Origin of the sequence: Mesorhizobium sp. M0676 (genome assembly GCF_040320535.1) — a bacterium.
GTDB lineage: Bacteria > Pseudomonadota > Alphaproteobacteria > Rhizobiales > Rhizobiaceae > Mesorhizobium.
In genome coordinates this window covers 1-26363 of sequence record NZ_JAMYPU010000043.1, presented here as the reverse complement: position 1 = coordinate 26363, position 26363 = coordinate 1, and the positions used below count along the sequence as shown (strand labels likewise).

The following is a 26363-nucleotide window of genomic DNA, read 5'->3' as shown; positions in this document are numbered from 1 at the left end:
GGCGACAATTTGTCTTCCGGAGTTTCGCGTGTTTATCTCAACCACTCGTTAAGGGCAACGCGCGGGCGCTTTTCACCCGCCCGCCGTGGCATTTGTGCACCGGCTTTGAGCACTCACAAACGTCCCAGAGCCTTGAGTTCATGCAGCACGCCGGCATCGCGGGCAGACACGTCGGGGAATTCCACGTCCTGCCCGACATCGGCGGTATAGCGCCACGAACGCGCGCATTTGACCAAGCCGCGGTCCTCGGCCTTTTCGACCACCACCGCGACACCTTTGACATCGTCGAGCGCAAAGGCGCCTTCCGGCGCCTTACCGTGGGCGATGACGAGACCGCTGGTGATCGCCATTTCGGCCATGTCGACATCGGCGATCGCGGCTTCAAGCGCGGCATCGTCGAGGGTCACGACCGGCACGGCTTCCAGCGAGGCACCGATGACCTTCTGAGCGCGTGCGATCTCGAGCGCGCCGGTGACGACTCGGCGGACCTGCCGCACCTTGCGCCATTTTTCCGCCAGTGCCTCGTTCTTCCACTCGGCCGGAATCTCGGGGAACTGGTCGAGATGCAGCGAGACAGCATCCGGATGACGGTCGAGCCAGGCTTCTTCCGTGGTGAAGGGCAGCATCGGCGCCAGCCATTTCACCAGGCAGTCGAAGAGGTGGCGCACCACTTGCACCGAGGCCTTGCGCTTCACGCTGCCGGGCCCCTCGCAATAGAGCGCGTCCTTCCTGATGTCGAAATAGAAGGCCGACAGCTCGACCACCATAAAGTCCAGCAAAGTGCGGGTGATGCGTTTGAACTCGAACGCGTCGTAGCCCGAGCGCACGACCTCATCGAGCTCGGCCAGCCGATGCAGCATCAGCCGCTCCAGCTCCGGCATCTTTTCGAGCGGCACTTCCTCGCCATCGTCATGGGCGAGCGTGCCCAGCATCCAGCGGATGGTGTTCCTGAGCTTGCGATAGGCATCGATGTTGGTCTGCAGCACGTTCTTGCCGAGACGCTGGTCTTCCCAATAGTCCGTCGTCACCACCCACAAACGCAGAATGTCGGCGCCGGACTGCTTGATGACGTCCTGCGGCACGACGGTGTTGCCGAGCGATTTCGACATCTTTCGCCCCTCTTCATCCATGGTGAAGCCATGGGTGACGACGGTGTCGTAGGGCGCCCTGCCCCTGGTGCCGCAGCTTTCGAGCAGCGAGGAGTGGAACCAGCCGCGATGCTGGTCGGAGCCTTCGAGATAGACGTCGGCCGGCCATTTCAGGTCCGGACGGTCTTCTAGCGTGAAGACATGCGTCGAGCCCGAATCGAACCAGACGTCGAGGATGTCCATCACCTGCTTCCATTTGGAGGCATCGTGATTGCCGAGGAAACGCTCCTTGGCGCCGGCAGCGAACCAGGCGTCGGCGCCTTCCTGTTCGAAAGCATCCATGATGCGCTGGTTGACGGCTTCGTCCTTCAGCACGTTGCCATCCTCATCGGCAAAGACGGCGATCGGCACGCCCCAGGCGCGCTGGCGCGACAAGACCCAATCCGGGCGTTCCTCGATCATGGCGCGGATACGGTTCTGGCCGGCCGCCGGCACGAAGCGTGTGTCGTCGATCGCCTTCAGCGCACGGCTGCGCAACGTCGTGCCGTCGCCGAGGTCCTTGTCCATATAGACGAACCATTGCGGCGTGTTGCGGAAGATGATCGGCTTCTTCGACCGCCAGGAATGCGGGTAGGAATGCTTCAGCCGGCCGCGCGCGAACAGCGCGTTGCGCTTGATCAGTTCGTCGATGACCGCCTGATTGGCATTGCCCTTCTTGCCGTTGTCGTCGATGACGCGCGCGGCGCCACCTTCACGGTCCGGGCCGAAGCCTGGCGCGTCTCTGGTGAAGAAGCCGGCGTCGTCTACAGTGAAGGGGATGGCAGGGTCGATGCCACGTGCGCGCAAATCCGATGCTGCATCCATCCAGGCATCAAAGTCCTCGCGGCCATGGCCGGGCGCGGTGTGGACGAAGCCGGTGCCGGCGTCGTCGGTGACATGATCGCCGGCCAGCATCGGCACGGCGAATTCGTAGCCGCCGCCGAGACCTTTGAAGGGATGTGAAAGTGTAAGGCTTCCAAGCTCTTCGACCGAAACGCTGCGAAGCCGATTCAAGGTGACCTTGGCCTTGGCCGAGGAGTCTTCGGCAAGCGCATCTGCAAAGATCAGCTTTTCACCGGGCTGTGGACCGAACGAATTTTCGGCTGCTGTAACTTCATAAAGGCCGTAGCCGATCCGTGACGAATAGTTGACGGCACGGTTGCCGGGGATCGTCCACGGGGTTGTCGTCCAGATGACGACGTGGGCGTTGTCCAAAAGTGCAACGCTTTCCGGAACGCGCATGGACGGTGCAGCGTCTGATGCAAAGTGCTCAACGCTCCAAAATCCTGACACAACTGGAAACTTCACCCAGATCGTGTCGGACTCATAGTCCTGGTATTCGATCTCGGCCTCGGCCAGTGCGGTGCGCTCGACCACGCTCCACATCACCGGCTTGGAGCCGCGATAGAGCTGGCCGGACATGGCGAACTTCAACAACTCCCCGGCGATGCGCGACTCCGAGTGGAAAGCCATCGTCGTATAGGGGTTCTTGAAATCGCCGACGACGCCGAGCCGCTGGAACTCGCCGCCCTGCACCGTGATCCAGTTCGCGGCGAAGTCGCGGCATTCCTTGCGGAACTCGTTGACCGGCACCTCGTCCTTGTTCTTGCCCTTGGCGCGGTACTGTTCCTCGATCTTCCATTCGATCGGCAGGCCGTGGCAGTCCCAGCCGGGCACGTAATTGGAGTCATAGCCGCGCATCTGGAACGAACGGGTGATGACGTCCTTGAGGATCTTATTCAGCGCGTGGCCGATATGGATGTTGCCATTGGCGTAGGGCGGGCCGTCATGCAGCACGTATTTTTCGCGGCCGGCGGCCGCCTCGCGCAGCTTGGCGTAAAGGTCCATATCCTGCCAGCGCTTGACCAGCAGCGGCTCTTTTTCAGGCAAGCCGGCGCGCATCGGGAAATCCGTCTGCGGCAGATAAAGCGTCTTGGAATAGTCGATCGTTTCAACAGTGTCGGTCATTGGTCTGCCATATGCATTGCCCGGCGGGCGTAAAAGCTCGGGCGTGAACTATCATGATTGGAAAAGCGCGAGGGGGCGCGCAAAACTCCCGGCGGCTCCGGCGGCGCTCAGGCCGCCCGGAACACCGGGCCTGTAATTCGTATCGTCAGCGCGCGAACGCGTGAAAAGCTCGTCATTCCCGGGCTTTTAGCGGAGAAAGCCGTAGGAATAAAGCGTCTCTTGTTCGATTCACTTACATCGCGAAGTCGAAGCGATAGGTGGTCGAGACGCCGACCGTGAACTGGTTACGGTCGCCGCGCTCCTTGACCAGGCTGGAATCGGCGGCCGGGCCTATCAGGCGCGCATATTCGCCGAACAGGCTGGCGGTCATCGGGTCGGTGACCTTCCAGGTGATGGCGCCGCCGAGTCCGGTCGATTTCAGGCCGCCGCCAGGATGGTATTCGCTCAGGCCCGAGGCCACAGCCTCCTTGGCGTTGACGCCATAATAGGAGTCGAAATAGCTCGATGAGGCAAAGGACACGCGCGGGCCTCCCGAAATCCTGACCGTCGGCGTGATATCGTAGAAGGCATCGGCGGCGATGTCGGCGACAAAGCCATTATGGGCACGAATGCCGTGGCGCAATTCGGCGCGGGCGCGCAACCAATCCGTCGGGTAGAATTCGAAGAAGCCGCCGACCTCACCGCCCCAGCGCACCGGGCCGAGGCCCTTGAGTTCATCCTTGCTGTCGCGTGAAAACAGGAACTTTCCGGTCAGGCCGGCGCGGACGCCGCCATCGTCGACCAGCGCCAGCGAGATGTTGTCGTTGCGCGAGGTAAAGCGCGCGGCCGGGCCGGCCTTGCCCAGCGAGATGATCGGCGATGCGCTGAGCAGATAGCTGTTGGAGCCCTCGAATTTCGGCGCGACCATACCGGTGGCGCCAAGCGTCAGGTACCAGTCGCCCGAGAGCCAGCCGGAAGTACCCTCGCCCGCATTTGCCACAGTGGGCGCACCCAGCATGATCGCCGCCACAACCGCAGACATTTTCCTGACCGGACTCATGGTCACTCCACTAACACAACACAGCCGCGCCCTGCCCCAGCTTTGACGGCCGTTTGGTAAAATTTGATTTAAATCCGAGACAGAGATCGCGGCTTGGGAGCTGCCCGGCATCGCTGGACGGGTGCCGACGCCGGGATTAACCTCAGCGACGGCGACAAGCCAGGCGATCTTTGATGCAAGTGACTTTGAGGAGATGCGGCTATGACCCTGCACGGTGACACCCTGAAAGACGCGATCGGCCGGACACGAGACAAATGGGGATGGTTCGTCGCGCTCGGCGTGCTGCTGCTCATCTTCGGCGGCATTGCCTTCGGCAATCTGTTCATCGCCACCGTCGCCTCGGTCTATGTCGTGGGATGGCTGATGCTGATGGCCGGCATCATCGAGATCGTGCATGCCTTCGGCGTGAAAAGCTGGAGCCGCTTCTTCTATTGGCTGCTCAGCGGCCTACTTTATGCCGTTGCCGGTTTCTTTGCCTTCGACAATCCGCTTCTGGCCTCGACGGTGCTGACCTTGCTGCTGGCGGTGGCGCTGGTCGCTTCAGGCGCGCTCAGGGCCTGGGTCGGCTATAGCCACCGACCGGAAAAGGGCTGGGGCTGGGTCGTCGCGGCGGGCCTGATCAGCGTGCTGGCGGGGCTGACCATCGCCATGGGCTGGCCGGTCAACAGCCTGTGGGTGCTCGGCCTGTTCCTGGCCATCGACCTGATCTTCCAGGGCTGGAGCTTCATCGCTCTCGGACTGGCGTTGAAGAAGTAGGGGCTTGAAGAGGTAAGCGGCCGGAAGGCTCAAAAAGCGATGGCGCCGTCCAGATCCGAAAGCGGCCTGACGCCGGCCAGCAGCGCGCGCGCCTCCGCCTCGTCGCGCTTCATTTGTGCCACTAGCGCATCGAGCCCATCGAACTTCACCTCGGGGCGCAAAAAGCCGAAGAACGATACGTCGCAGATCTCACCATAGAGATCGCCGGCAAAGTCGAAGACGAAGGTTTCGAGCAGCGGCGCGCCATTGTCGTCGACAGTCGGGCGACGCCCGAAGCTGGCGACACTATCATAGAGCGTGCCGTCGGCGCGGCGAAAGCGGACGGCATAAATCCCTTCCTTCAGAGTCGTTTCCGGCGAAAGCCTCATGTTGGCTGTCGGGAAGCAGAGCGTGCGGCCGAGCTGCTGGCCGCCGATCACTTCGCTTTCGACGGTGAAGCGGTAGCCGAGCAGGCCTGCTGCCTCGGCGACCTCTCCCTCGCAGAGCAGCTCGCGGATACGGCTCGACGACACCACCTCGGCGCCCTCGTCGCGAAAGGCGTCGACCAGGGTGACGCCGAAACCATGGCGCTCGCCTGCCGCCATCAGAAACGCAGGACCGCCCTGCCGGTCCTTGCCGAAGTGAAAATCGAAGCCGGTGACGGCATGGGTGATGCCGAGGTTCGTCTCCAGCACATCGGTCACGAAAGCCTCGGCCGACAGGCCGGCAAAGGCGCGCGTGAACGGCTGTTCGACGAGTGCGGCAAAGCCCAGATGCGACAGCAGCCGCGCCTTCATCGGCGGCGGCGTCAATACGAACAGCGGCATATCGGGCCTGAACACTTTTCGCGGATGCGGCTCGAAGGTCAGCACCAGCGCCGGCACGCCGCGCCGCCCGGCTTCGGCAAGCGCGCGATCGAGCACCGCCTGGTGGCCGCGATGGACGCCGTCGAAATTGCCGATCGCCACCACGCCGCCGCGCAAATGCGGCGGCAGCGGCGCGGTTGCTGAAATGTGTTCGAAAGCTGCGCTCATGCAGCAACCCTACCGCAGTCTCGGAATGACGGCGACCGGCCGGTAGCCGTGCTTTTGCAGAAAGGCTGCAAGCCTGGCGGGGTCCGGCTGCATGGGATCGCCATAGTCGCGCGCGTGAATGCCGCCCGAGACGTAAAGCACGTCGATGCCGTTGTCGGCGGCGCCCTTGACGTCGGTCATCATGCCGTCGCCGATGGCCAGCACCTCGGTGCGCGCGACGTCTCGGCCGAGAAGCACGGCAACCTCCCGCAGCGCTACGTCATAGACCGGCGCATAAGGTTTTCCGGCGATCAGCGTGCGGCCGCCAAGCTGGGCATAGTCGCGCGCCAAGGCGCCGGCGCACCAGATCATGCGCTCGCCGCGTTCGACCACGATGTCGGGATTGGCGCAGATGAAAGGCAGGTTCCTGGCGCGCAGCCGGCGCAGCAGATCGGCGTAATCCTCAGGCGTTTCCACCTCGTCGTCGAACAGCCCGGTGCAGACCGCGCCGGAGGCCTCGAACTCCTCGACGAGCTCGATGTCGAGACCGTCATAGAGGGTGAAATCGCGGTCGGCGCCGATATGGAAGATTTTTCGTGGGCCTTCGGCGATAAGGTCGCGGGTCACATCGCCTGAGGTCACGACGCGGTCGTAGGCGGCGGCGGGAACGCCGATCGCATTCATCTGCGCCACCACATCGGCATTGCGGCGCGGCGAGTTGGTGATCAGGACGACCGGGACCTTCGCCGCACGCGCGGCGGCGAGCGCTTCGGCAGCCGCCGGAAAATGCCATTCGCCATTGTGGATCACGCCCCAGACATCGCACAGGATGGCCGAGTAGGCGCCCGACAAATCCGCGAGCGAGCCGATGATGTCAGGCGAATCCGCCATGCCGTTTTCCTGCTGTGACGATCATTGCGAGAGCTGCAGCCGACGGTCCGCCGCAACCGGCCCCGCATTAACCGAAGCGTTTCATCCTGTCACCAGCTTTTCGGCACTTGCGAGGCTGTTGCGCAACGGGCTGATCAAAGGGTTGCAACGGGCAGGAACCACCCTTCCCCAGCTTCGGTCGATCGAAACAATGTCGCACCGCTGATCACCAGGGCCGAGTGGTTAACGAGCCTTGAAAAGATGGGCCTATGTTGAACGCATTTCAGCAACCTGAAATTTAACGATTTTGTGGGCATCTTCGGACCGATATTGGGTCCTGGCAGGGGTGCTGAAGGCATGATCCGCAGATTTCTGAACGACAGACGCGGCAACTATGCCTTGATGACAGTGATCACCATGGTGCCCTTGATGGGCGCGCTGGCGCTTGCAATCGACTACACCGATCTCCTGCGCCAGAAGCAGAACATGCTGAACGCGCTGGATGCCGCTGGGATTGCCACGGCACAGCAGATCGTCACCGGGGCGACCGACACGGCAGTCAAGGCCTATGCGAAGGATTTCTTCGAAGCCAATCTCGGAAAGGTCAGCTCGGCCAATACGGCCCTGACGGTGACGCTGCCCAACAACAACGCAGGTGGCGGCACGCTGAAGCTGTGCGCCAGTTTGACGTTCCACCCCTATTTCCTGCCGGTGGCGGCCATGCTGATCGGAAGAACGTCCACCGATGCCAAAACCTCCGCGTGCTCCGAGATCCGCCTCAAGAACACGCTGGAAGTGTCTCTCGTGCTCGACAATTCCGGCTCCATGAGCATCAACGGCTCCGGCACCGGCCAGCCGCGAATAGATTTGCTCAAGAAGGCCGCGACCGAGCTTGTCAATACAATGGCGCTCCAGGCCGCACAAATGAAACAGGTGACCAAGCCGGTGCAGTTCTCGCTGGTCCCGTTTTCTGCGTCGGTCAATGTCGGCGCTCCGATCCCCCCGGCTCCATTGCCGACGTGGCTGGACACGACCGGCATTTCCCCGATCCATCATCAGAACTTCGATTGGTCGACGATGACAGCGGCGGCAAATGCCACCAAATGGATCGAAAAAGTAGGCAGCGTTTACTACCAGCGCGGCACGGGCTGGGGCACTGACAAAGACAAGGAGATGACGCGTTTCACCCTCTATCAGGACATGATGGCAACGACCTGTACGAAGAAAAACTCGAACGGCACTTGCAAGACCTCCGTCGTCGCCAAATACGAAGCCTGGAAGGGCTGCGTGGAGGCGAGGCCGTATCCCTATAATGACGACGACACGTCGCCGACCACTGGCACGCCCGCCACCATGTTCGTGCCGATGTTCGCGCCGGACGAAGCTGGCAATTTCTGGACCGACACAACTCGCACCAGCACATCGACGTGGGGTTACGCCAACAATTGGTGGATCGATTATTCCGACACGCTGACTGTCCCCAAACGCCAGGCGGATATGCGCAAGTATTTTCTGACAAAGCCCTGGGACGCAGCAGCCGCTGCGGCCGATGATGGACCCAATTCGGCATGCACGACCGCCGCGATCACGCCGTTGCAGGACATAACCACCACCGATGGCAAGAAAATCCTGACGGATGCCATCAATGCCATGGCCCCGACGGGCAACACCAACGTGCCGGAAGGGCTGGCCTGGGGCTGGCGGACGGTGTCGAGCAACGAGCCTTTTACGCAAGGCCGGCCGAACACCGAAAGAGGCAACGACAAAGTGGTCATCGTCCTGACCGACGGCGCCAACACCTACAGCATCGGCCCCAGCAACGACATGACCAGCAACTACGCCAAGAATGGATCGACCTACGCCGCCTATGGCTACACCGGCCCTAATTTTCCGAAGCCAGTGGAGCCTGCGACCCGCCTGTTCGTCAACACGACCGTCGCCAAGACAACCTATACGGCGACCAACTACACGGCCGCGCTTGACGAGCAGATGCAAACCCTTTGCGCCAATGCGAAGAATTCGAACATTCTCTTGATGACCGTCTCGCTCGACCTTGTTAGTTCCAAGCCGGCGGAAAAGACTGCCATAGATGCGCTCAAGAAATGCTCCTCGGATTCGCGCTTCCGCAAGGATCCGACCGACCCGAGCAAACCGGCGAAGCTGTACTGGAACGCGACCGGCGCCACCTTGTCGCAAAGTTTCAAGGAAATCGCCGACGAACTGTCGAACCTGCGCATCGTCAGCTGATCGGCGCGATCTTTCGAACAAGGCGCTCCGCCTCGGCGGGGCGTTTTGCGTTCGGCAGCTGGCGCATTTGGTTAGCGCCTGGTGAAGCGCTATCCGCGCAATCGAGCAGTTTCCCAAACCCGTCCTTCAACGTTTTGTGAAACTGTGGCGGCATTGAAGAATCCGCAGGCGGGGCCGCTTACATCACATGCGTGAACTCTGGCGCACATTCCGGCGTGACTTCTGGCGTGACCGCCGCGGCAATTACGCTCTGATGACCGTTGTGGCGATGGTGCCACTGATGGGCGGCGTGGCAATGGCTGTCGACTACACCGGCGTGGTCAGCGAGAAGCAAAGGGTGGTCAACGCACTCGACGCCGCCAACTTCGCCACCGCGCGCCGGCTGGTGGAAGGCGCCACCGACGACCAGTTGCGGGCCTATGCGCTCGACTTCTTCAAGGCAAACCTCAACGACGTCGATCCCGCCGACACGACGCTCAGCGTTACGCTGCCCAGCAGCACGACCGGCGGCGGCATCGTCAAGCTGTGCGCCAGCCTGGTCTACAAGCCCTATTTCCTGCCGGCAGCGGCGATGCTGATCGGCAGGACGTCGGAAAACGTCACCTACTCCGTGTGTTCGCAAGTCCGGCTGAAGAACACGCTGGAAGTGGCCATGGTGCTCGACAATTCGGGGTCGATGTCGAACACGGGCACGGGTGCCGGACAAAAGCGCATCGACCTTCTCAAGCAAGCCGCCAAGCAGCTCGTCGACACGCTTGCCTTGCAGGCCGCGATGATCAAGCAGATCGACAAGCCGGTCCAGTTCAGCCTTGTGCCGTTCGCCGCCTCGGTCAATGTCGGCGCCAGCAACGACAACGCGTCGTGGATCGACGCCTACGGGCTGTCGCCCATCCACAATGAGAATTTCGCCTGGTCCACGCTTAACGCAGCCGACAAATATGCCCAGAAGATCGGCGGCATCTGGTACAAGAAAGGCATTGGCTGGGGTGAGCAGGAGGGGCAGATGCTGACCCGCTTCTCGCTCTACCGCGACATGAAGGTGGTCACCAGCCACGAGCGCATCGTCGGCAGCAAACGCGTGGTCTGCGACAAATATCGCCCCAATCATACATGCTCGGACAGCCACAACGAATACGACTACAACGACACATATGGACCGTTCGCCAGCTGGCAGGGCTGCGTCGAAGTGCGGCCCTATCCCTATAATGTCAACGACGCGCCGGCCTCCGGCGGACCGAACAACACCGGCACCGGCGTCGGCGATCCCGCGACCATGTTCGTGCCGATGTTCGCGCCAGACGAGCCGGGCAATCATTGGTACATAACGCAGGACCCCGACGAGGTGGCCCCCAAGACCTATGGCGCGGCCAACAGCTGGTGGAACGACGATCCGGCGAGCACCACCGGCAAGACTAGGCAGTCCAACATGGCCAAGTATTTCCAGCCACGGCCGATGAACGCGCCGGTGCTGGGGACGGGTGCCGGTCCGAATTACAGCTGCACCACCACGCCGATCACACCGCTGACCGACGTCGCCAACGCCGCCGGGCTGACCAAGATCAAGGCTGCGATCGACCTGATGGCGCCCAACGGCAACACCAATGTGCCGGAAGGCATGGCCTGGGGCTGGCGCACCGTCTCCAGCACGGAGCCTTTCACAGGAGGACGTCCTGAGACGGAACGAGGCAACGACAAGGTGGTCATCGTGCTCACCGACGGCGAGAACACCTATTCGACGGTGAGTTCCGACCCCGCCGGCAACAAGTCGACCTATGCCGGCTATGGCTATACCGGCGTCGGCTACAACGGCACTGCCGTCACCCGCCTGTTCGGCGGCACGTCGAGCGCCATCGGCCAGCTCAACTATTCGTCGAGCAACTACACCGCCGCGCTCAACGAGCAGATGGCGACGCTGTGCAACAACGCCAAGGCGGCCAACATCATGGTGATGACGGTGGCGCTCGACATGTCGACGACCGACGCCGGCGACAAGAGCGCGATGGAGGCACTGAAGACGTGCTCGTCGGACTCTCGCTTCCGCAAGGATCCGACCGACCCGAGCAAGCCTGCAAAACTGTTCTGGAACGCGACCGGCGCCACGCTGTCCGACAATTTCAAGGAAATCGCCAACGAGCTCTCGAACTTGCGCGTGGTGAGCTGAGGGGTCAAGCTGCTGATTTTCCCCACCTTGTGGGGGGAAATTGGCGGCTTCGCTTTCGTCATTTTTCGACCGCTGGCGCAAAGTCTCCGGCCATCATGCTCTTGCGGTGAGTCAAAACGCGTGGTGGGTATCGTCACCGCTTCCCGGAGATTGCCCCGTGCCCGAAACCGCCAACCATCTCGCCTTCGCGCTGGTCTGCCTGGGCATGGTGCTGACGCCCGGGCCAAACATGATCTACCTGATCTCGCGCTCGCTGTCGCAAGGCCCCAAGGCCGGGCTGATCTCCCTCGGCGGCGTGGCGGTCGGCTTTCTGTTCTATGTCGTGTCGGCTGCGCTGGGCATCACCGCGCTGCTGCTTGCCGTGCCGTTTGCCTATGACGCACTGCGCATTGCCGGCGCGCTCTATCTGCTATGGCTCGCCTGGCAAGCGGTGCGGCCCGGCGGGCGCTCACCATTCCAGGTGCGCGAACTGCCGAAGGACAGGCCCCGCAAGCTGTTCGCCATGGGTCTAATGACCAATCTCCTCAATCCCAAGGTGGCGGTGCTTTATCTGTCGCTGCTGCCGCAGTTCATCTCGCTGGGCAACGGCCATGTGCTGTCGCAGCTTCTGGTGCTCGGCGCCACGCAGATCTCGATCAGCCTGACCGTCAATGCCATCATCGCGGTAACGGCCGGTTCGATCGCCACCTTTCTTGCCGGACGGCCGCTATGGATGGTCATCCAGCGCTGGATGATGGGCACGGTGCTTGCCGCGCTGGCGCTTAAAATGGCGACCGACGCGCAACGCTGATCGGACGCAGCGCGCCGAGACTACATCGGCCGCCGACCTTCCCATTCGAATCGGCCGGCCGAACCTGCACGGAGGCCAGCGATTGAGATTTTCGCAGCCCTGCCCGGCAAAAGCCATGATCGCCGCTAAGTCAGGCAGGCATGACAATGATCTGCACCACCAATCATCCGCTCGCGCAAACCCGCTCTGGCGAAGCAAGTCCAAAATCAAACAGGCGCCTACTGCTGATCGGCCTTGCAGCCATGGCTGGCCTCGCTGCTTGCAGCACGGTCTCGGTGCCGACCGGCGAAGGCGCCGGTGTGTCGTCCTCGGCCACCGCGGCGCTGGCCGGCATCCGAGCTTCGGCCGGACTGCCGGCGCTGGTGCCGGACGCCCAGCTCGAGCAGGCCGCTCTGCAGCAGGCCGGCTATATGGCCTCGCGCGAACGCATGAGCCACACGACCGGCTGGGGCAAGGATTTCGCGTCGCGGATGAAAGACAATGGCGTGCGGGGCGCTGCTGCCGAGAACATCGCCGAGGGCCGCTTCGACCAGCAGAAGCTGTTCGACATCTGGATGCATTCGGCCGGCCACCGCCGCAACATGCTCGATCCGGATTTCAGCCGCTTCGGCCTCGCCTATGTACGCGACGGGCGCGACAGCGCCATCCGCTACTGGAGCCTGGTGCTCGGAAAATAGCAGCCAGCGGTCACGGCGCGACCCAGCCGTCAGCCTTTCGCGATCAGCTCGCCGATATCCCCAGGCGACAGGGGTTTGCTGAAATAATTGCCCTGCACCTCGTCACAATTGTTCTTGCGCAGGAAGGCGACCTGGTCTTCCGTTTCGACACCTTCGGCCAGCACCCGAAGGTTCAACTTCTGCCCCAGGGAAATCACGGCGCCAGTGACCGCCTGATCGTTCTCGTCGGTCGCGAGATCGTTGATGAAGGACTTGTCGATCTTCAGCCGCGCCACCGGAAACGTCTTGAGGGCGCTGAGACTGGAATAGCCTGTTCCGAAATCGTCGATCGATATCTGCACGCCGAGCTTTTGCAGTCCGTTCATCGTTGCGACCGCCAGCTCGAAATCCTGCATGATCAGGCTTTCCGTCACTTCGAGCTCGAGATACCTCGCCTCCAGGCCGCTTTCCTTCAACGCGTTGACGACGCGGTCGATCAGGTTCTTCTCCCGGAACTGCCGCGCCGACACGTTGACGCAGACGGTTACGGGCGACAGACCGGCGCGCTGCCAGGCTTTGTTCTGCCGGCAGGCTTCGTGCAGGATCCAGTCGCCGAGCGGCACGATCAGCCCGGTCTCCTCGGCGGTCGGGATGAACATCGCCGGCGAAACCAGGCCTCGCGTCGGGTGGTTCCAGCGCACCAGCGCTTCGACGGCGAAAACCTGCCCCGATCGCAGATCCACCTGTGGCTGATAGTGCAGAGCGAATTCCGACCGGGCGAGCGCGTTTCGCAATTCCTCCTGAAGCAGGAATTTTTCATGTGCAGTTGAGTTGAACTCCGGGGCATAGAACTGGAAATTGTCGCGGCCGAATTCCTTGGCGCGATACATGGCGGCGTCGGCATTGGCCAACAGCGTATCCGGGCTGGTCCCGTCCTTCGGGTAATTTGCGATGCCGATGCTGGCCGTCGTTCTCAGCCGATGCTCTCCGACAAGAACCGGTTCCGCGATCGCATCCCTGATCGTCTGCAGGGTTTCCGAGACCACATCGACATTGGTGGTTTGGTCGAACAGGACGATGACAAATTCGTCGCCGCCAAGCCGCACGACGGTGTCGGTGGCCTTCACGCATCCAACCAAACGGCTGGCGACGGTCTTGAGGAGTTCGTCGCCGGCATTGTGGCCAAACGTATCGTTCACCAGTTTGAAATTGTCGAGATCGATGAACACCACCGTCATCCAGCGATTGTATCGCTGCGCGTAGAGGACCGCCTGGGAAAGCCGATCCTCCAGCAAAGCGCGATTGGGCAGGCCGGTCAGCGCATCATGGTTGGCCATGAAGTGGATCTGGTCTTCCGCCAATTTGCGCTCGATCGCGATGCCGGCAATGTGTGTGGTGAATTCGATCAGGCGGGTCTCGGCATGGGTGGGTTCGCGCACGGTCATCGAATACATGGCAAAGGCGCCCAACACGACGCCCCGATGCGACAGGATCGGGGTTGACCAGCACGAACGATAGCCATGGGGTGCCGCCAGTTCGCGGTAATCGTCCCAAAGCGGATCCTGCAGAATATCGGTAACAATGACCGGTTCCCGCCGGTAGATGGCGGTTCCGCAGGATCCCACCTTGGGACCGATGGCCGCCCCATCGATGGCGCTCGTATAGGCTTTCGCTAGGCCCGGCGCCGCACCGTGACGCAAATGAATGCCGTCCTTGTCGAGCAGCAGGACGGAACCGAATATCCCCTCCAACTGAGCCTCGACGAAGCGCATGAGGCGGTCGAGCACGTCCTCCAGCGGCGCGCTCGTGGCAATCATTTCGAGGATCTGCGCCTGCCCGCTGCGAAGGACATCCGCCTGTTTGCGTGCGGTGATGTCGTGGGCGATGCCAACCAGGCCGAAGATTTCATTTTGGCGATTGCGCAACGGCACCTTCGTCGACGAAAGCCATTTGCCGTTCCCCGACGCATCGACGACAAACTCTTCCGCGTCGATCATCGGTTGTCCGCTCTTGAGCAGGCGCTGCTCGACCAGGCGAAATTTCCGCGCAACTTCCGGGGGGTGGAGATCAAAATCGGTCAAACCGATCATGTCGCTGGTCTTGTTGCGGCCACTATCGGTCGCAAGGGCGCTGTTGACCACGACGAAACGGCTTTGCGTATCCTTGACCCAGAGATAATCGGGCACCCAGTCGATCAGCGCCTGCAGCGAAATGCGCTCGTCGACGATCTGCCGATTGGCGAGGAGCTCAGTGATGTCCTCATGCGTGGCGATCCAACTGCCATCAGGCATGGGCTGGTTACGAATCTGGATTGTGCGACCGTCGACAAGTTTAGCGGTCCAGAGCCGCGAAGCCTTGCCCGAATTGATCGAGCGAGCCGTTGCGAGATAGATGTCGGCGGCGGTCGCCGCCGTGCCCGCGGCGACGCGGCGCTCGACGATTTCGCTCAGTGTCACGCCAGGTCGCAATTCCTCGGGCGCAATGCGGTAGATTTCCGCATAGCGCCGGTTGCTCAGGATCAACCGTTCATCGGCATCGAAAAAGCAGATGCCTTGCGAAATATTCTCGATCGCCGTCTCGAAGCGCAGGGTCTGCCCTTCGAGAGCCGCGATGGTCGTGCGAAGTTCGCCCTCGAGCGTTACATAGGAGACGTCAGCCAGTCTTGCCAATGCGGCTACGCCGACCGGCCCGCGCGCCCCGACGGATCTTCTGGATGACTTCGTGACCAAACAGACCTCCTCCGGTTTGGCACCTGAAACAAGAAAGGGCCTCTGTCGTGCCAGACGACAGTCGACTGACAATGTTACAGATGTGCTAATTCAAGATGAACTGTAACGGAATTGGAGGCGTCAGCAACCAGATACCAAAGGTGCAAATGTCATTTCGAATCAACTTCCAACGGCTCATTATCGATATTCTTTTGCACACACGGGTTTTGACGATCATCCGAGCAACAAATCATCAGGGCAACCAGCTTGCTGCCAGCGCTACCGGCGCCCGGCCTCAATCCATATGCGCGGCAGGAGCGGCCGCGCCGGCCGGGGCGGTCTTCGGCTTGCGCAGCAGGAAGACAAACGGAATGGCAACCAGCGTCATCACCATCAGCAGTTTGAAGTCGTTGACGTAGGAGATCATCATCGCCTGGATGTTGACCATGCGGTCCACCTGCGAAAGTGCGGTCGGATCGCCGCCTGCTGCCGCCGGCGAGAGCGCCCACAAATTGGAGTTGAATGGGTTGATGAAGGCCGACAATTCGGTGTGATTGACCTGCGTGTTGCGCACCATGAGAACCGTCACCACCGACACTCCGATCGACGAACCGAGATTTCGAACCAGGCTGAACAGGGCCGTGGCGTCGGTGCGGAAGCGCACGTCGAGCGTGGCGAAGGCCACCGTCGACAGCGGCACGAACACCATGCCCATGCCGAGGCCCTGGATGACGCCGGAGCTGAGGATCAGCCAATTGTCCATCTGCGGCGTGAAGGAGGACATGGTGTAGAGCGACTGCGCGGTGAGCAGAAAGCCGATGACGACGAGGATCCGGGCGTCGATCCTGCTCATGAGCCGCCCAACGACAAGCATCGAAATCATCGTGCCGACACCGCGCGGCCCCAGGACGACGCCGATGGTCACGGTCGGATAGCCGAAGATGGTCGACAGCATCGGCGGCAGCAGCGACATCGAGGCCAGGATCAGCACGCCCATGACGAAGATGAAGGCCAGACCGGTGACGAAATTGCGGTCGAGGAAGATCTTGGGGTCGATGAAAGGACGTTCCGCCGTCAGTGTGTGGATGATGAACACCCAGAAGCCGGTGATCGAAAGAGCAAGCTCGATCCAGATTTCGACCGAGGAAAACCAGTCGACCTCGCCGCCGCGGTCGAGCAGCAGCTGCAGTGCGCCGACGCCGAGCGAAATCATGGCGAAACCGAAGAAATCGAAGCTGCGTATCCGCCGGGCAATGACCGGCAAATAGGCTGCCATGCCGAGGAAGGCGATGATGCCGACCGGCAAATTGATGAAGAACACCCAGCGCCAGTTGAAATTCTCGGTCAGCCAACCGCCCAGCGTCGGACCCAGGATCGGCCCCAGCATGATGCCGGCGCCCCAGATGGCCATCGCCTGGCCGTGGCGTTCCCTGGGGTTGATGTCGAGCAGGAAGGTCTGCGACAGCGGCACGATGGCTGCGCCGAACACGCCCTGCATCAGCCGGAAGAACACAATGCTCTCCAGGCTCCAGGCAATGCCGCACAGCATCGAGAACACGGTGAAGCCGACAACCGCCGCCAGGAACAGTTCCTTGCGGCCGAAGCGGTCGGCCAGCCAGCCGGTCACCGGCGTCATGATCGCGGCGGCAACGATGTAGGAGGTCAACACCCAGTTGATGTTGTCGGGCGACGCGCCGAGGTCGCCGGTCATGGTCGGCAGCGCGACATTGGCGATCGTGGTGTCGAGCGCCTGCATGACCGTCGCCAGCATCAGCGCCACGGTGATCAGGCCGCGATGCGGCACTTCCTTGAAAGGTTCTGGTGTGGTCATGATGCGGAACTTCCGACAGGTAACAAAAACGTGTACATTAGGTTTCCGGGCGGCGAGGCCTTCTCTGGTGAAGAGACCCTCATCGCGGTGGGACGCGATCTATCGATGTGGGGGTTACATCGATCGAAGGTCTCGACACATCAGGCGCTTGCCGCCCGGAAATCCAAGGTCCGAAGGATGGGCGCCGAGATGGTCCAGGTTCTGGGCAGGCCGCGATGCGGCCCGGTCCAATCCACCCCTCGTTCAACCTGCCGTCGGACCGATCCTGTCATCTCAACTTCACCTCGCCTGCGGCGGGCGTTCTGCCGGGCCGTGATCCTGCTTTTCGAGATCACGGTCCATTCACAGTCTATTGTGCTTCGCCTGCGGTGGCGTGGCCGAAGATAGCGGGGAACCCGCGAGCAACGCCGGTATCCACCGTAACCGAGGCGCTCATACCGGTGCGCAGCGCCATTTTGGCGTCGGCATCGGTCAGCTCCAGGCGCACCGGAATGCGCTGCGTGACCTTGACCCAGTTGCCGGTGGCGTTTTGAGCAGGCAACAGCGAAAACTCCGCGCCGGTGCCGGCGCCGATCGCCTTGACGGTGGCCTCGAAAGTTCTGCCCGGATAGGTGTCGACGACGATCTCGGCCTTCTGGCCAGGCTTCATGTGGGTAAGCTGGGTTTCCTTGAAATTGGCATCGATCCAGGTGTCGCCGGTCTCGACCAACGCAAACAGCGGCGTGCCGGAACCGACATACTGGCCGATCTTGAACGAGGAGGCCTGGCTGATGACGCCGTCGGCCGGCGCCTTGACCGTGGTCTGCGCCAGATCGTAGGCGGCCTTGTCGCGCGCGGCGAGTGCGGCCATCACCGTCGGATGCTTGTCGGTCTCGATATCGGGATTGCCGGCGAGAGCCGCCTTGGCGCTGATGATGCCTTGCTCGGCAACGGCCAGTTGCTGCCTGGCCTTGTCGAGATCGTTCTTGGCCTCGTCCAGCGACGATTTGGCGTTGATGCCCTTCTGGGCAAGGTCGGCGGCGCGGTCATACTGCGACTGCGCGTAGTCGACCTGGCTGGCATCGGACTTTTCCTGCGCCAGCGCCTGGCTGTAGGCGGCGCGCAGCTGTTCGATACCGACCCGTGCGACTGCGACCGCCGCGTCGGCCTGCGCCAACGCGATCCGGTAGGGCTCGGGGTCGACGGCAAACAGCACATCGCCCTGCTTGACCTGCTGATTGTCCGAGATGCCGACCTGAACTATGCGGCCGGCCGTGTCCGAGGCGATCGACACCTTGGCCTGCTGCAAATTGGCGTTTTCGGTCTCCTGATAGCGGCCGCCGGTCACCCAGACGTAGCCCCCGCCAATGGCCAGTGCCGCCGGCAGGGCGACCATCAGCAGCAGGCGGCCGAGGCGGCGCTTCTTGACCGGAGCCGGAGCGGGCTGCACCGGGGGAGCCACAGCGACAGGTGCCGCGGCCGGCTGCGCGGGCGCTTCGGCAGCCGGCTGTGCCGGCGTCTCGATCTTGGTTACATTCTCGTCTAGCTTGGCTGCCGCGTTCATGCTGCTGCCCCTTCCGTACTCTTCAAGGACGACGTCTCGCCGTCCGCCAGGTTTTGCACGATGGTGTCCAGCGCCCGGATCAGGACGCGGCGGTCGTCCGGCGAAACGCCGACCAGCGATTCCTCATAAACTTCGCCGGCAAGGCTTTTGACCTCGGCATAGGCCGCGTTCGCCTTGGCTGTCGGGAAGATCATGCGCACGCGCCGGTCAGTTGCATCGGAGCGCCGTTCGATCCAGCCGCCCTCCTCCATCCGGTCGACGAGGCGTGAAACGCTGATCGGCTCGATTTCGAGAAGTTCGGCGAGGCGAGCCTGGGCGACGCCGGCCTCCTTGGCGACGCGAACCAGAAGCCGCCATTGTGCCGAGGAAAGGCCAAGACCGCTGGCGCGCGCCTCGAAGCGCTTGCGCATAAGGCGCTGCACGTCGTGGATCAAAAAGCCCAATCTATCTATGCCGTCGGAAACCATGAGCGGTATATATTATAAGCGTGCTTACCATTCAAGGCGCCGCATTGCACCAGAGCCGAAAAAGAGGGATGGCAGCCATGCAGATGCGGTCACGGCGCTGTCAATGACGGTTGCGGATGACCTCCCGACCGAGACGTGAATTGCCGTCGAGAACGCCCCGAGGAGAAAGGTCGTCTTGCGCGTCCTCGCCACCGGCACACCTAGCTTTCGGCGGCATTTTCGCCGGCGGGGAAGGCATTGAGCCGGCGGTGGTTCCACAGGGCATAGGCAAGGATGGTGCCCGCACCCAGCGCGCCCAGATATTGTCCCAGCGAGCCAGGCCGAGGCCGCCCAGCAGCGGCTTTCCACGATGGTGACCTGCCACAGTCGACCAGCGCCCTTCGATTTTACGACAGGCGCAATTTCGATCAAACTGGCCTCGCAAAAGCCGACAAAATGTGCCGCCAAATGCGAGGAGACTCATGAACCCGACCGAGAAAGCGCTGTGGTTTGTCGAGAGCCATCTGCCGGAAGCGATCTCGCTTGAAGATGTCGCGCAAAGCAGCGGCGTCTCGCGCTTTCATGTGACGCGCGCCTTTGGCGCCGCCACCGGCCGTTCGGTGATGGGCTATATGCGCGCGCGCCGGCTGACCGAAGCGGCGCGCAAGCTGGCTTCCGGCGCGCCCGACATCCTCGCGGTCGCGCTCGATGCCGGTTACGCCTCGCACGAAGCCTTCACCCGCGCCTTCCGCGACCAGTTCGGCACGACGCCGGAACTGGTGCGCGCGCAGGGCAGCCTCAGCAATCTCGATCTCGTGGAGCCGATCCTGATGGACCAGTCCTTCCTCGCCTCACTGCCGCCGCCGCGCTTCGAGACCGGCCGCCCCTTCCTCATTGCCGGGCTCGGTGAACGCTACAGCTGCGAGACCAGCGCTGCCATTCCGATGCAGTGGCAGCGTTTCGGTTCCTATATCGGCAACATTCCGGGCGAGACCGGCGACGTCGCCTATGGCGTCTGCGTCAACGGCGACGATGCCGGCAATTTCGATTACATCGCCGGCGTCGAAGTGCTGGATTTCTCCGACCTGCCGAAGGAGCTTTCCCGGGTGCGCGTACCGGCGCAGAAATACGCAGTCTTCACGCATGCGGAACACATCTCGACCATCCGCCGCACCGTCAACACGATCTGGAACAAATGGCTGCCGGCCTCGGGGCACGATATAGCCGACGGCCCCGAATTCGAACGCTACGGCCCGGAGTTCGATCCGCGCAGCGGCAATGGCGGGCTGGAGATATGGGTCCCGGTGGCCTGAACGCCGCTACAGCTCCAGGTTCCAGTTCTGGCCGACCAGATCCTTGCCGAAGGCGTGATGGCGCTCTTCGTCCACCAGCCTGAAGCCGGCACTCTCATAGATGTGGCGGGCGGCGGTCAGGATGTCGTTGGTCCATAGGGTCAGCGTCTTGTAGCCCTTGGCACGAGCAAAGCCGATGCACTCCTGAACCAGCCGTTTGCCGATGCCGAGGCCGCGCGCCGAAGGCTCGACATAGAGCAGGCGCAATTTTGCCACCTCGTCGGACTTGCGCACGACGAAGACCGAGCCGACTACCTCCTCTTGCCGCTCGGCAATCCAGCTGCGTTCCCATTCTGGATCGAAGGATTTTACGAAGGCGCCGAGGATTTCGGCGACCAGCGCCTCGTAGGTTTCGTCCCAGCCATATTCCTGTGCGTAGATCTGTCCTTGGCGGCGCACGACCCAGCCGATGTCGCCGACCTGCAAGGGGCGCAGCATATACGGCACTTTGGTCTCCGGGCTGTCGCCCAGGAGTTGCTGCACCGTCTGCATGGCCTTGACCAGCCGGTCCTGTTCGGCAGCAGGAAGCCGCGCCAGCAAGGCCGCGACCTGGTCGTGCGAAGCCCGGTTCAGCGGCGCGAAGGCCTGCCGCCCCACCGGCGTCAGCGTGATCGACGACTGCCGCGCATCCGACGCCAGCGGCGCGCGCGCAATCAGCTGCAGGTGCTCGAACTTCTTCAGGAGCCGGCTGACATAACCGGCGTCGAGGCCGAGATCGCGGATGAGATCGCTGGCGGTCAGGCCATCGCGATGCGCCAGTTCGTAGAGCACCCGCGCCTCGGTCAGCGAGAAGGCGCTTTTCAGCAGGCCTTCGTCGAGCAGACCTATCTGGCGGGTGTAGAAGCGGTTGAAAGCCCGCACCGCGTCGATGCGTTCCTTGCCGGGTTGATGATGGATCGTCATGGGAAGCCTCCTGCCCATCAACGATCGGTCATTTATTTGACTTAGTCAAGTATCGAGGAGATGCTCCCCCGGTCGTGTCTCCGGCGATGGCGCGGCGGCGCCGTGCGATCAGGACGAACAGGCCGAGCAGCACGACGCTGGCCGCAGCACTGGCGGCGGCAAATTCCGGCACCGGCCGAAAATCCTTGCCGTCGATCAGCAGCGATGCCGCGACCGGGCCGATCGCCAGACCGAAAAGCTGGGCCGCCGGCACCAGAAGCACGGCCGTGCGCGTCTCGTCGGCGGTGATCGCCAGCCGGATCTGATAGGGCACGATGAACAGAAGGATGAAGCCCATGATCAAGGCCGCGACCCAGAAAACCGTCAGGCCGGGGCTGCCGGCGAGCACCACGGAACTGGCGACGGCGACCACGCCGATCGCCACGATGGCGAAGCGGTAGTCGATACGCGCCTCGAAGACGGTAGCCGTCATTGCGCCCAGCACCTGCAATGCCAGGCTGGCCGAGACGATCAGGCCGACGCTGCGGCCATCGATGCCGTATTGTGCGCCAAGCGGCTCGAGAAACGCCCAGACCGAGCCGAAGAACATAAAGTAGCAGAAGACGCACAGCAAAGCGGCAAGCGAAGGAACGCTCAGCACATTGCTGAACTGTTCCTCCTTGGGCAGGTCGGCATAGCTATCGGGGACGATGAAGGCGACGGCCACCGAGGCGATGCAGACGACGGCAAGAACGATGAAGCCGCCCGCCGATCCGGCGGCCGGGATGACGTAAAGCGCCAGCAGCAGGGCAAGGGCGCATTGCGCCAGGGTCTGAAGGGTGACGAAGAAGCCGCCGATGCGCTCGGCCCGGCGTGAACGGGCGATCAGTTCCGTGGCGACCGCCACCAGCCCACCCTCGGCGAGGCCCGCCACCGCGCGGGCGGCAATCAGCGAGGTCGAGGTCAGCGCATAGGCGGTCGCGCAGTTAGCCAGCGCCAGCAAGAGCAAAAGGCAGGCACTTTTCGAGCGCATATTGTGGGCGGACAGCATCATGGCGATGACCGCCGATCCGATGCCGATGGCGATCATCTCCGCCGTGGCGACCAGCGCGAGTTCGTCACCGCTGACATGCCCTTCGGTGTAGAGCGCGCCAAGAAGCACCGGCTGCAGCCCGAGAATCAGCAGGCCGACCGAGCCGATCCACAATGCCGAGGCGAGCTGCGCCCCAGTCGGGTTGCCGACCAGCCAGTCGCCGTTCCCGGCATCGGCGTTACCAGCAGAAGTCACGGTCGCCTCCCAACGTCCTTGCCTGTCGGCAAAAAAACTGACAGTCTGTCAGCATTTAGAAACTGATACTCGATCATGTTCGTTTGTCAATCATCAGCGGGACTTGGCACCAACAAGGCTGGGGATGGTCTTGGCGATCGAATGGTCTGGGCGATCGAGAGGATGGCGGCATGAACGAAGCAGTGCAGATGACGACCGAACCGAGGCGCAGGCCCAAACAGGAGCGCAGCCGCGAGCGCATCGACGCCATCCTGTCGACGACCATGCGGCTGATCGGCGAGAAAGGCATCGACGCCGTCACCATGAAGGAAGTCGGCGCACAGGCCGGCGGGCCGATCGCCACCGTCTATCATTATTTTCCCAACAAGTCGGCGATCCTGGCGATGCTCTACGAGCGGTTCTCCGAAGTGAGCCGCGCTCGGCTTGCCGCGATCGTCGCCGACATTGGCGGGCTGGGCGACGTCATCGCGGCGGCCGACCGGCTGCTCGACGACTACTATGAGCGCGTCGCCGGCGACCCCGCCATTCAGGACCTGCAAAACGCCATCCAGGCTGACAAGGCGCTGAAGAATCTCGACATCGCCGAAACCCGGCGCCAGGCGACGATGTTCTGCGACCATGTCGGCCCCTTTCTCGCATCCGAGCGACGCGATGAGTTCGGCCGTATGGTTTTCCTGATCTTCCAGCTGGCCGGCGGCGTCGTGCGCATGGCGCTGACCCAGAACCAGGAGGAAAGCCGCCACACCATCGAGGACTACCGGTCGATCATCCATACGCAGTTGGGGCTGTTTCTCTAGCGGCCGATTCGACCCCGTCCGGTCTGGTGGATGAGGTTTTCGAAGCCGTCGGCCAGGTTGGCGGTACCGGCGGCAACGATCTTCGACAGGTTCCTGGCGCGACCTGGGGTCTTGTTGGCATCGAGCAGCACCGCCCTGCCCTCATGCAGGACAAAGTCGAATTTGCCATAGTCGAAGCCCAGCTTCCGACGCAAGGCGCGCAGTTCGTCGGGAACCGCAACCGGCTCCCGGCGGACGGTGTCGTCGCCCTTGACCAGGCGCTGCGGCGAGACATAGCGGGTGCAGCGCTCCCGATCGCCACAGAAAATCCAGAACCGCGCCGCAAACCCGTCGGGCTCGATTTCGGGAATGAATTTTTCCACGATCAGGTCGGCACGCCTGAAAATCTCCGGCGCCACATCGGCCAGCGAGGCATGCACCTGATAGCGGTCGAAGGTCTGCGCGCCCGGAAAAGGCACTGCCTTGCCGGCGCGAACGGATTTTCCGTTGAGCTGCTCCTCGGGCGTCCCCCAATGATTGAGGTTGCTCTTGACGATGACCTGGCCGCTCCAGTTGGCACCCTCCTCGAGGATCGCACCGCTGATGCGGCGCTTGGAAATGTCGGTTGCACCAAGATTGAGACAAATCGGAAATCCGCGCGCGTAGTCGACATAGTCCGATGGCGTCACTGTCGCGTCGACATGCAGGACGGCAATATCGGCGTTATGACTTGCCGAGGGTCCACGCATGATCTGCACGGAGTGACCGCGCCGTTTCAACTCCGCCAGGACGTCGAACAGCATGTAGGGGCTGTGCTGGCGCAGCAGGAGGCCCCGCCGGCTCTGGAAGCGGTCAAATTCATGCGTTATGACGGCAATGCGGGCCATGGCCTTTCCTGCATGAGGTAACTCGCAAGGCAACCAACAGCCTGGAAGGAAATATGTCCAGCCTTTCCCCAAACCGTTCCGCATGACTGAGCATTGGGACGCAATTCGCCGTCATTGGCGGCTTCTCGGGTCGCCGCTGTGTCCGCCCCCGGAAGCTGTCGCCGCCTATGAGCGCGAACTTAGGCTGCAATCAGTCGATTTGGTGCTGCTCGGGGTCACGCCGGAGCTTGCCGGCCTCGGAAGGACCATGCTCGCGATCGACGAGTCCACTGCCATGATATCGGGCATCTGGCCGGGCGATACCGCCTCACGCAAGGCGGTGATCGGCAACTGGCTGGAGTTGCCGCTGGGCGACGAAAGCGCCGGGGCGGTGATCGGCGACGGCTGCCTGTCGGCGCTGGACTCCTCGGTTGCACGGCAGGCGCTGCTTGCCGAGATCGCGCGTGTGCTGAAGTCCGGTGGGCGGGCTGCATTGCGCGCCTATGCAAGTCCTCAGGTACAGGATGATCTTCAGGAGGTCCGGGCGCTGACGCTTTCCGGTGGTGTCGCGACCTTCCACGAACTCAAATGGCGCATTGCCATGGCTTGTGCAGGCAGCGATCCCGACCGCGCCATTCCGGTGCGGGCGATCCTCGATGCCTTCGATGCGCTGTTTGCCGACCGGGAGGCCCTTGCCGCGACGACCGGATGGGAGATGCCGGTCATCGGCACCATCGATGTCTATGCGAATTCGCAGACTGTCTACAGTTTCGCCCCGGCGGCGACGCTGGTCGAAGAGGCGAGCCGGTTTTTCGACAGTGTCCGCCTCGCGCCGACAGGGACCTATGGGCTGGCTGAACGCTGTCCGCTTCTGGTGCTTAAATCGCCGCGGCGCCGGTAGGGTCTGCCGTCGGATCGCGGCACGGCTCCAATTGGCACAATTGTGCTCACCGTTCGCCTTGACTCTCGAAAGCCACGCGCTTATTTCAGCGCCACGTTAGCACTCTCCTCAAGCGAGTGCTAACGCACATCCGGCACCGCCGGATCGAGGAACAGCTCTCACCGTTCTCATTCGAGGAAGAAAAAATGGCAAAGTCGAAGTTCCGCCCGCTTCATGACCGCGTGGTCGTACGCCGGGTCGAATCCGAATCCAAGACCGCCGGCGGGATCATCATCCCGGATACGGCAAAGGAAAAGCCGCAGGAAGGCGAGATCATCGCCGTCGGCACCGGCGCTCGCGACGAAGCCGGCAAGCTGGTCCCGCTGGACGTCAAGGCCGGCGACCGCATCCTGTTCGGCAAGTGGTCGGGCACCGAAGTCAAGCTCAATGGCGAAGACCTTCTGATCATGAAGGAATCCGACATTATGGGCATCATCGGCTGATCATCGGCCTCACCGTCAACTAATTTCGGGCTTGATCGCAAGCCCCCTGCCAGGAGCTAAAAAATGGCTGCTAAAGACGTAAAATTCTCCCGCGACGCCCGCGAGCGCATGCTGCGCGGCGTCAACATCCTCGCCGACGCAGTGAAGGTCACGCTCGGCCCCAAGGGCCGCAACGTCGTCATCGACAAGTCGTTCGGCGCACCGCGCATCACCAAGGACGGCGTCACCGTCGCCAAGGAAATCGAGCTTGAAGACAAGTTCGAAAACATGGGCGCGCAGATGGTCCGCGAAGTTGCTTCGAAGACCAACGACATTGCCGGCGACGGCACCACGACCGCGACCGTTCTGGCGCAGTCGATCGTCCAGGAAGGCCACAAGGCCGTTGCCGCCGGCATGAACCCGATGGATCTGAAGCGCGGCATCGACCTGGCAGTGACCGAAGTCGTCGCGGCTCTCGGCAAGGCTGCCAAGAAGATCAAGACCTCCGAGGAAGTTGCCCAGGTCGGCACGATCTCGGCCAATGGCGACGAGTCGGTCGGCGCCATGATCGCCGAAGCGATGCAGAAGGTCGGCAATGAAGGCGTCATCACGGTTGAAGAAGCCAAGACCGCCGAGACCGAGCTGGAAGTCGTCGAAGGCATGCAGTTCGACCGCGGCTATCTCTCGCCCTACTTCGTCACCA

General features: G+C 62.4%; 21 protein-coding genes and 1 pseudogene. 10 read left to right on the top strand and 12 right to left on the bottom strand.

Annotated features, from left to right (window positions below):
* Window positions 1-113: 113 nt before the first annotated feature.
* On the bottom strand, window positions 114-3095 hold the full coding sequence (gene ileS, locus NKI35_RS28970) for an isoleucine--tRNA ligase (RefSeq protein WP_352742223.1): 2982 nt from the start codon (window positions 3093-3095) through the stop codon (window positions 114-116).
* A 232-nt stretch (window positions 3096-3327) separates the two neighbouring features.
* Complete coding sequence (locus NKI35_RS28965) at window positions 3328-4134, bottom strand: MipA/OmpV family protein (RefSeq protein ID WP_352742221.1); 807 nt, start codon at window positions 4132-4134, stop codon at window positions 3328-3330.
* Between the two features lie 201 nt (window positions 4135-4335).
* Between NKI35_RS28965 and NKI35_RS28960 the strand changes: the two genes are divergently transcribed.
* On the top strand, window positions 4336-4890 hold the full coding sequence (locus NKI35_RS28960; protein WP_023715211.1) for an HdeD family acid-resistance protein: 555 nt from the start codon (window positions 4336-4338) through the stop codon (window positions 4888-4890).
* Window positions 4891-4919: 29 nt separating this feature from the next.
* Here NKI35_RS28960 and NKI35_RS28955 read toward each other — a convergent pair whose 3' ends face one another.
* Window positions 4920-5903: a bifunctional riboflavin kinase/FAD synthetase gene (locus tag NKI35_RS28955; protein ID WP_352742219.1), complete on the bottom strand. Its 984-nt coding sequence runs from the start codon at window positions 5901-5903 to the stop codon at window positions 4920-4922.
* 9 nt (window positions 5904-5912) lie between these two features.
* On the bottom strand, window positions 5913-6773 hold the full coding sequence (locus tag NKI35_RS28950) for a TIGR01459 family HAD-type hydrolase (RefSeq protein ID WP_023715209.1): 861 nt from the start codon (window positions 6771-6773) through the stop codon (window positions 5913-5915).
* A 336-nt stretch (window positions 6774-7109) separates the two neighbouring features.
* Between NKI35_RS28950 and NKI35_RS28945 the strand changes: the two genes are divergently transcribed.
* The 4 genes from NKI35_RS28945 to NKI35_RS28930 all read left to right on the top strand — a co-directional run bounded on the left by NKI35_RS28945 (window position 7110) and on the right by NKI35_RS28930 (window position 12627).
* Window positions 7110-8999 carry a TadE/TadG family type IV pilus assembly protein gene (locus NKI35_RS28945; RefSeq protein ID WP_352742217.1) on the top strand — a complete coding sequence of 630 codons (1890 nt, stop codon included), beginning with the start codon at window positions 7110-7112 and terminating at the stop codon, window positions 8997-8999.
* A 187-nt stretch (window positions 9000-9186) separates the two neighbouring features.
* Entirely contained in the window at window positions 9187-11160 is a 1974-nt protein-coding gene (locus NKI35_RS28940; protein ID WP_352742215.1) for a pilus assembly protein TadG-related protein, read from the top strand.
* A 157-nt stretch (window positions 11161-11317) separates the two neighbouring features.
* Window positions 11318-11950, top strand: coding sequence for a LysE family translocator (locus NKI35_RS28935; RefSeq protein WP_023715207.1), 633 nt, complete (start codon window positions 11318-11320; stop codon window positions 11948-11950).
* 242 nt (window positions 11951-12192) lie between these two features.
* Window positions 12193-12627 (top strand): CAP domain-containing protein, encoded by a 435-nt coding sequence (locus NKI35_RS28930; RefSeq protein WP_245265806.1) that lies wholly within the window; start codon window positions 12193-12195, stop codon window positions 12625-12627.
* A 29-nt stretch (window positions 12628-12656) separates the two neighbouring features.
* Here the strand turns inward: NKI35_RS28930 and NKI35_RS28925 are convergent, their stop codons facing one another.
* From NKI35_RS28925 to NKI35_RS28905, 5 genes and pseudogenes are all read right to left on the bottom strand, one after another.
* Window positions 12657-15335 (bottom strand): EAL domain-containing protein, encoded by a 2679-nt coding sequence (locus NKI35_RS28925; RefSeq protein ID WP_352742212.1) that lies wholly within the window; start codon window positions 15333-15335, stop codon window positions 12657-12659.
* Between the two features lie 274 nt (window positions 15336-15609).
* Window positions 15610-17145, bottom strand: coding sequence for a DHA2 family efflux MFS transporter permease subunit (locus NKI35_RS28920; RefSeq protein ID WP_352742211.1), 1536 nt, complete (start codon window positions 17143-17145; stop codon window positions 15610-15612).
* A 349-nt stretch (window positions 17146-17494) separates the two neighbouring features.
* The gene (locus tag NKI35_RS28915; RefSeq protein ID WP_352463008.1) at window positions 17495-18688 is read right to left on the bottom strand and encodes an HlyD family secretion protein; all 1194 of its coding nucleotides are present in this window, start codon (window positions 18686-18688) and stop codon (window positions 17495-17497) included.
* Window positions 18685-19155, bottom strand: a complete 471-nt coding sequence (locus NKI35_RS28910; RefSeq protein ID WP_023705728.1) for a MarR family winged helix-turn-helix transcriptional regulator — start codon at window positions 19153-19155, stop codon at window positions 18685-18687. Before NKI35_RS28910 ends, NKI35_RS28915 begins: the two co-directional genes overlap by 4 nt.
* A 126-nt stretch (window positions 19156-19281) precedes the next feature.
* Window positions 19282-19489, bottom strand: a pseudogene (locus NKI35_RS28905) (iron chelate uptake ABC transporter family permease subunit); the annotation flags it as partial.
* Between the two features lie 127 nt (window positions 19490-19616).
* Between NKI35_RS28905 and NKI35_RS28900 the strand changes: the two are divergent.
* On the top strand, window positions 19617-20447 hold the full coding sequence (locus NKI35_RS28900) for an AraC family transcriptional regulator (protein WP_352742210.1): 831 nt from the start codon (window positions 19617-19619) through the stop codon (window positions 20445-20447).
* Window positions 20448-20453: 6 nt separating this feature from the next.
* Here the strand turns inward: NKI35_RS28900 and NKI35_RS28895 are convergent, their stop codons facing one another.
* Together NKI35_RS28895 and NKI35_RS28890 are read right to left on the bottom strand one after the other, a co-directional pair.
* Entirely contained in the window at window positions 20454-21389 is a 936-nt protein-coding gene (locus NKI35_RS28895) for a bifunctional helix-turn-helix transcriptional regulator/GNAT family N-acetyltransferase (protein ID WP_352742208.1), read from the bottom strand.
* 28 nt (window positions 21390-21417) lie between these two features.
* Window positions 21418-22656, bottom strand: coding sequence for an MFS transporter (locus tag NKI35_RS28890; protein ID WP_352742206.1), 1239 nt, complete (start codon window positions 22654-22656; stop codon window positions 21418-21420).
* Between the two features lie 170 nt (window positions 22657-22826).
* Here NKI35_RS28890 and NKI35_RS28885 point away from each other — a divergent pair, with 170 nt between their 5' ends.
* Entirely contained in the window at window positions 22827-23453 is a 627-nt protein-coding gene (locus NKI35_RS28885) for a TetR/AcrR family transcriptional regulator (RefSeq protein ID WP_352742204.1), read from the top strand.
* Here NKI35_RS28885 and NKI35_RS28880 read toward each other — a convergent pair.
* The gene (locus NKI35_RS28880; RefSeq protein WP_352742202.1) at window positions 23450-24319 is read right to left on the bottom strand and encodes a hypothetical protein; all 870 of its coding nucleotides are present in this window, start codon (window positions 24317-24319) and stop codon (window positions 23450-23452) included. The genes NKI35_RS28885 and NKI35_RS28880 overlap by 4 nt on opposite strands.
* Before the next feature lie 247 nt (window positions 24320-24566).
* Between NKI35_RS28880 and NKI35_RS28875 the strand changes: the two genes are divergently transcribed.
* The 3 genes from NKI35_RS28875 to NKI35_RS28865 form a co-directional block, all read left to right on the top strand.
* Window positions 24567-25199, top strand: coding sequence for a class I SAM-dependent methyltransferase (locus tag NKI35_RS28875; protein WP_502897187.1), 633 nt, complete (start codon window positions 24567-24569; stop codon window positions 25197-25199).
* Window positions 25200-25384: 185 nt separating this feature from the next.
* Complete coding sequence (gene groES, locus NKI35_RS28870) at window positions 25385-25681, top strand: co-chaperone GroES (RefSeq protein WP_352535730.1); 297 nt, start codon at window positions 25385-25387, stop codon at window positions 25679-25681.
* 63 nt (window positions 25682-25744) lie between these two features.
* Window positions 25745-26363 (top strand): TCP-1/cpn60 chaperonin family protein (locus NKI35_RS28865; protein ID WP_352659339.1); only part of this gene is annotated, 619 nt, incomplete at its 3' end.

What these genes read in the sequence shown, in the direction of transcription:
- ileS (WP_352742223.1), bottom strand. Translation starts at nt 3,095, where the DNA reads ATGACCGACACTGTTGAAACGATCGACTATTCCAAGACGCTTTATCTG.
- NKI35_RS28965 (WP_352742221.1), bottom strand. Translation starts at nt 4,134, where the DNA reads ATGAGTCCGGTCAGGAAAATGTCTGCGGTTGTGGCGGCGATCATGCTG.
- NKI35_RS28960 (WP_023715211.1), top strand. Translation starts at nt 4,336, where the DNA reads ATGACCCTGCACGGTGACACCCTGAAAGACGCGATCGGCCGGACACGA.
- NKI35_RS28955 (WP_352742219.1), bottom strand. Translation starts at nt 5,903, where the DNA reads ATGAGCGCAGCTTTCGAACACATTTCAGCAACCGCGCCGCTGCCGCCG.
- NKI35_RS28950 (WP_023715209.1), bottom strand. Translation starts at nt 6,773, where the DNA reads ATGGCGGATTCGCCTGACATCATCGGCTCGCTCGCGGATTTGTCGGGC.
- NKI35_RS28945 (WP_352742217.1), top strand. Translation starts at nt 7,110, where the DNA reads ATGATCCGCAGATTTCTGAACGACAGACGCGGCAACTATGCCTTGATG.
- NKI35_RS28940 (WP_352742215.1), top strand. Translation starts at nt 9,187, where the DNA reads ATGCGTGAACTCTGGCGCACATTCCGGCGTGACTTCTGGCGTGACCGC.
- NKI35_RS28930 (WP_245265806.1), top strand. Translation starts at nt 12,193, where the DNA reads ATGGCTGGCCTCGCTGCTTGCAGCACGGTCTCGGTGCCGACCGGCGAA.
- NKI35_RS28920 (WP_352742211.1), bottom strand. Translation starts at nt 17,145, where the DNA reads ATGACCACACCAGAACCTTTCAAGGAAGTGCCGCATCGCGGCCTGATC.
- NKI35_RS28915 (WP_352463008.1), bottom strand. Translation starts at nt 18,688, where the DNA reads ATGAACGCGGCAGCCAAGCTAGACGAGAATGTAACCAAGATCGAGACG.
- NKI35_RS28910 (WP_023705728.1), bottom strand. Translation starts at nt 19,155, where the DNA reads ATGGTTTCCGACGGCATAGATAGATTGGGCTTTTTGATCCACGACGTG.
- NKI35_RS28900 (WP_352742210.1), top strand. Translation starts at nt 19,617, where the DNA reads ATGAACCCGACCGAGAAAGCGCTGTGGTTTGTCGAGAGCCATCTGCCG.
- NKI35_RS28895 (WP_352742208.1), bottom strand. Translation starts at nt 21,389, where the DNA reads ATGACGATCCATCATCAACCCGGCAAGGAACGCATCGACGCGGTGCGG.
- NKI35_RS28885 (WP_352742204.1), top strand. Translation starts at nt 22,827, where the DNA reads ATGAACGAAGCAGTGCAGATGACGACCGAACCGAGGCGCAGGCCCAAA.
- NKI35_RS28880 (WP_352742202.1), bottom strand. Translation starts at nt 24,319, where the DNA reads ATGGCCCGCATTGCCGTCATAACGCATGAATTTGACCGCTTCCAGAGC.
- NKI35_RS28875 (WP_502897187.1), top strand. Translation starts at nt 24,567, where the DNA reads ATGCTCGCGATCGACGAGTCCACTGCCATGATATCGGGCATCTGGCCG.
- groES (WP_352535730.1), top strand. Translation starts at nt 25,385, where the DNA reads ATGGCAAAGTCGAAGTTCCGCCCGCTTCATGACCGCGTGGTCGTACGC.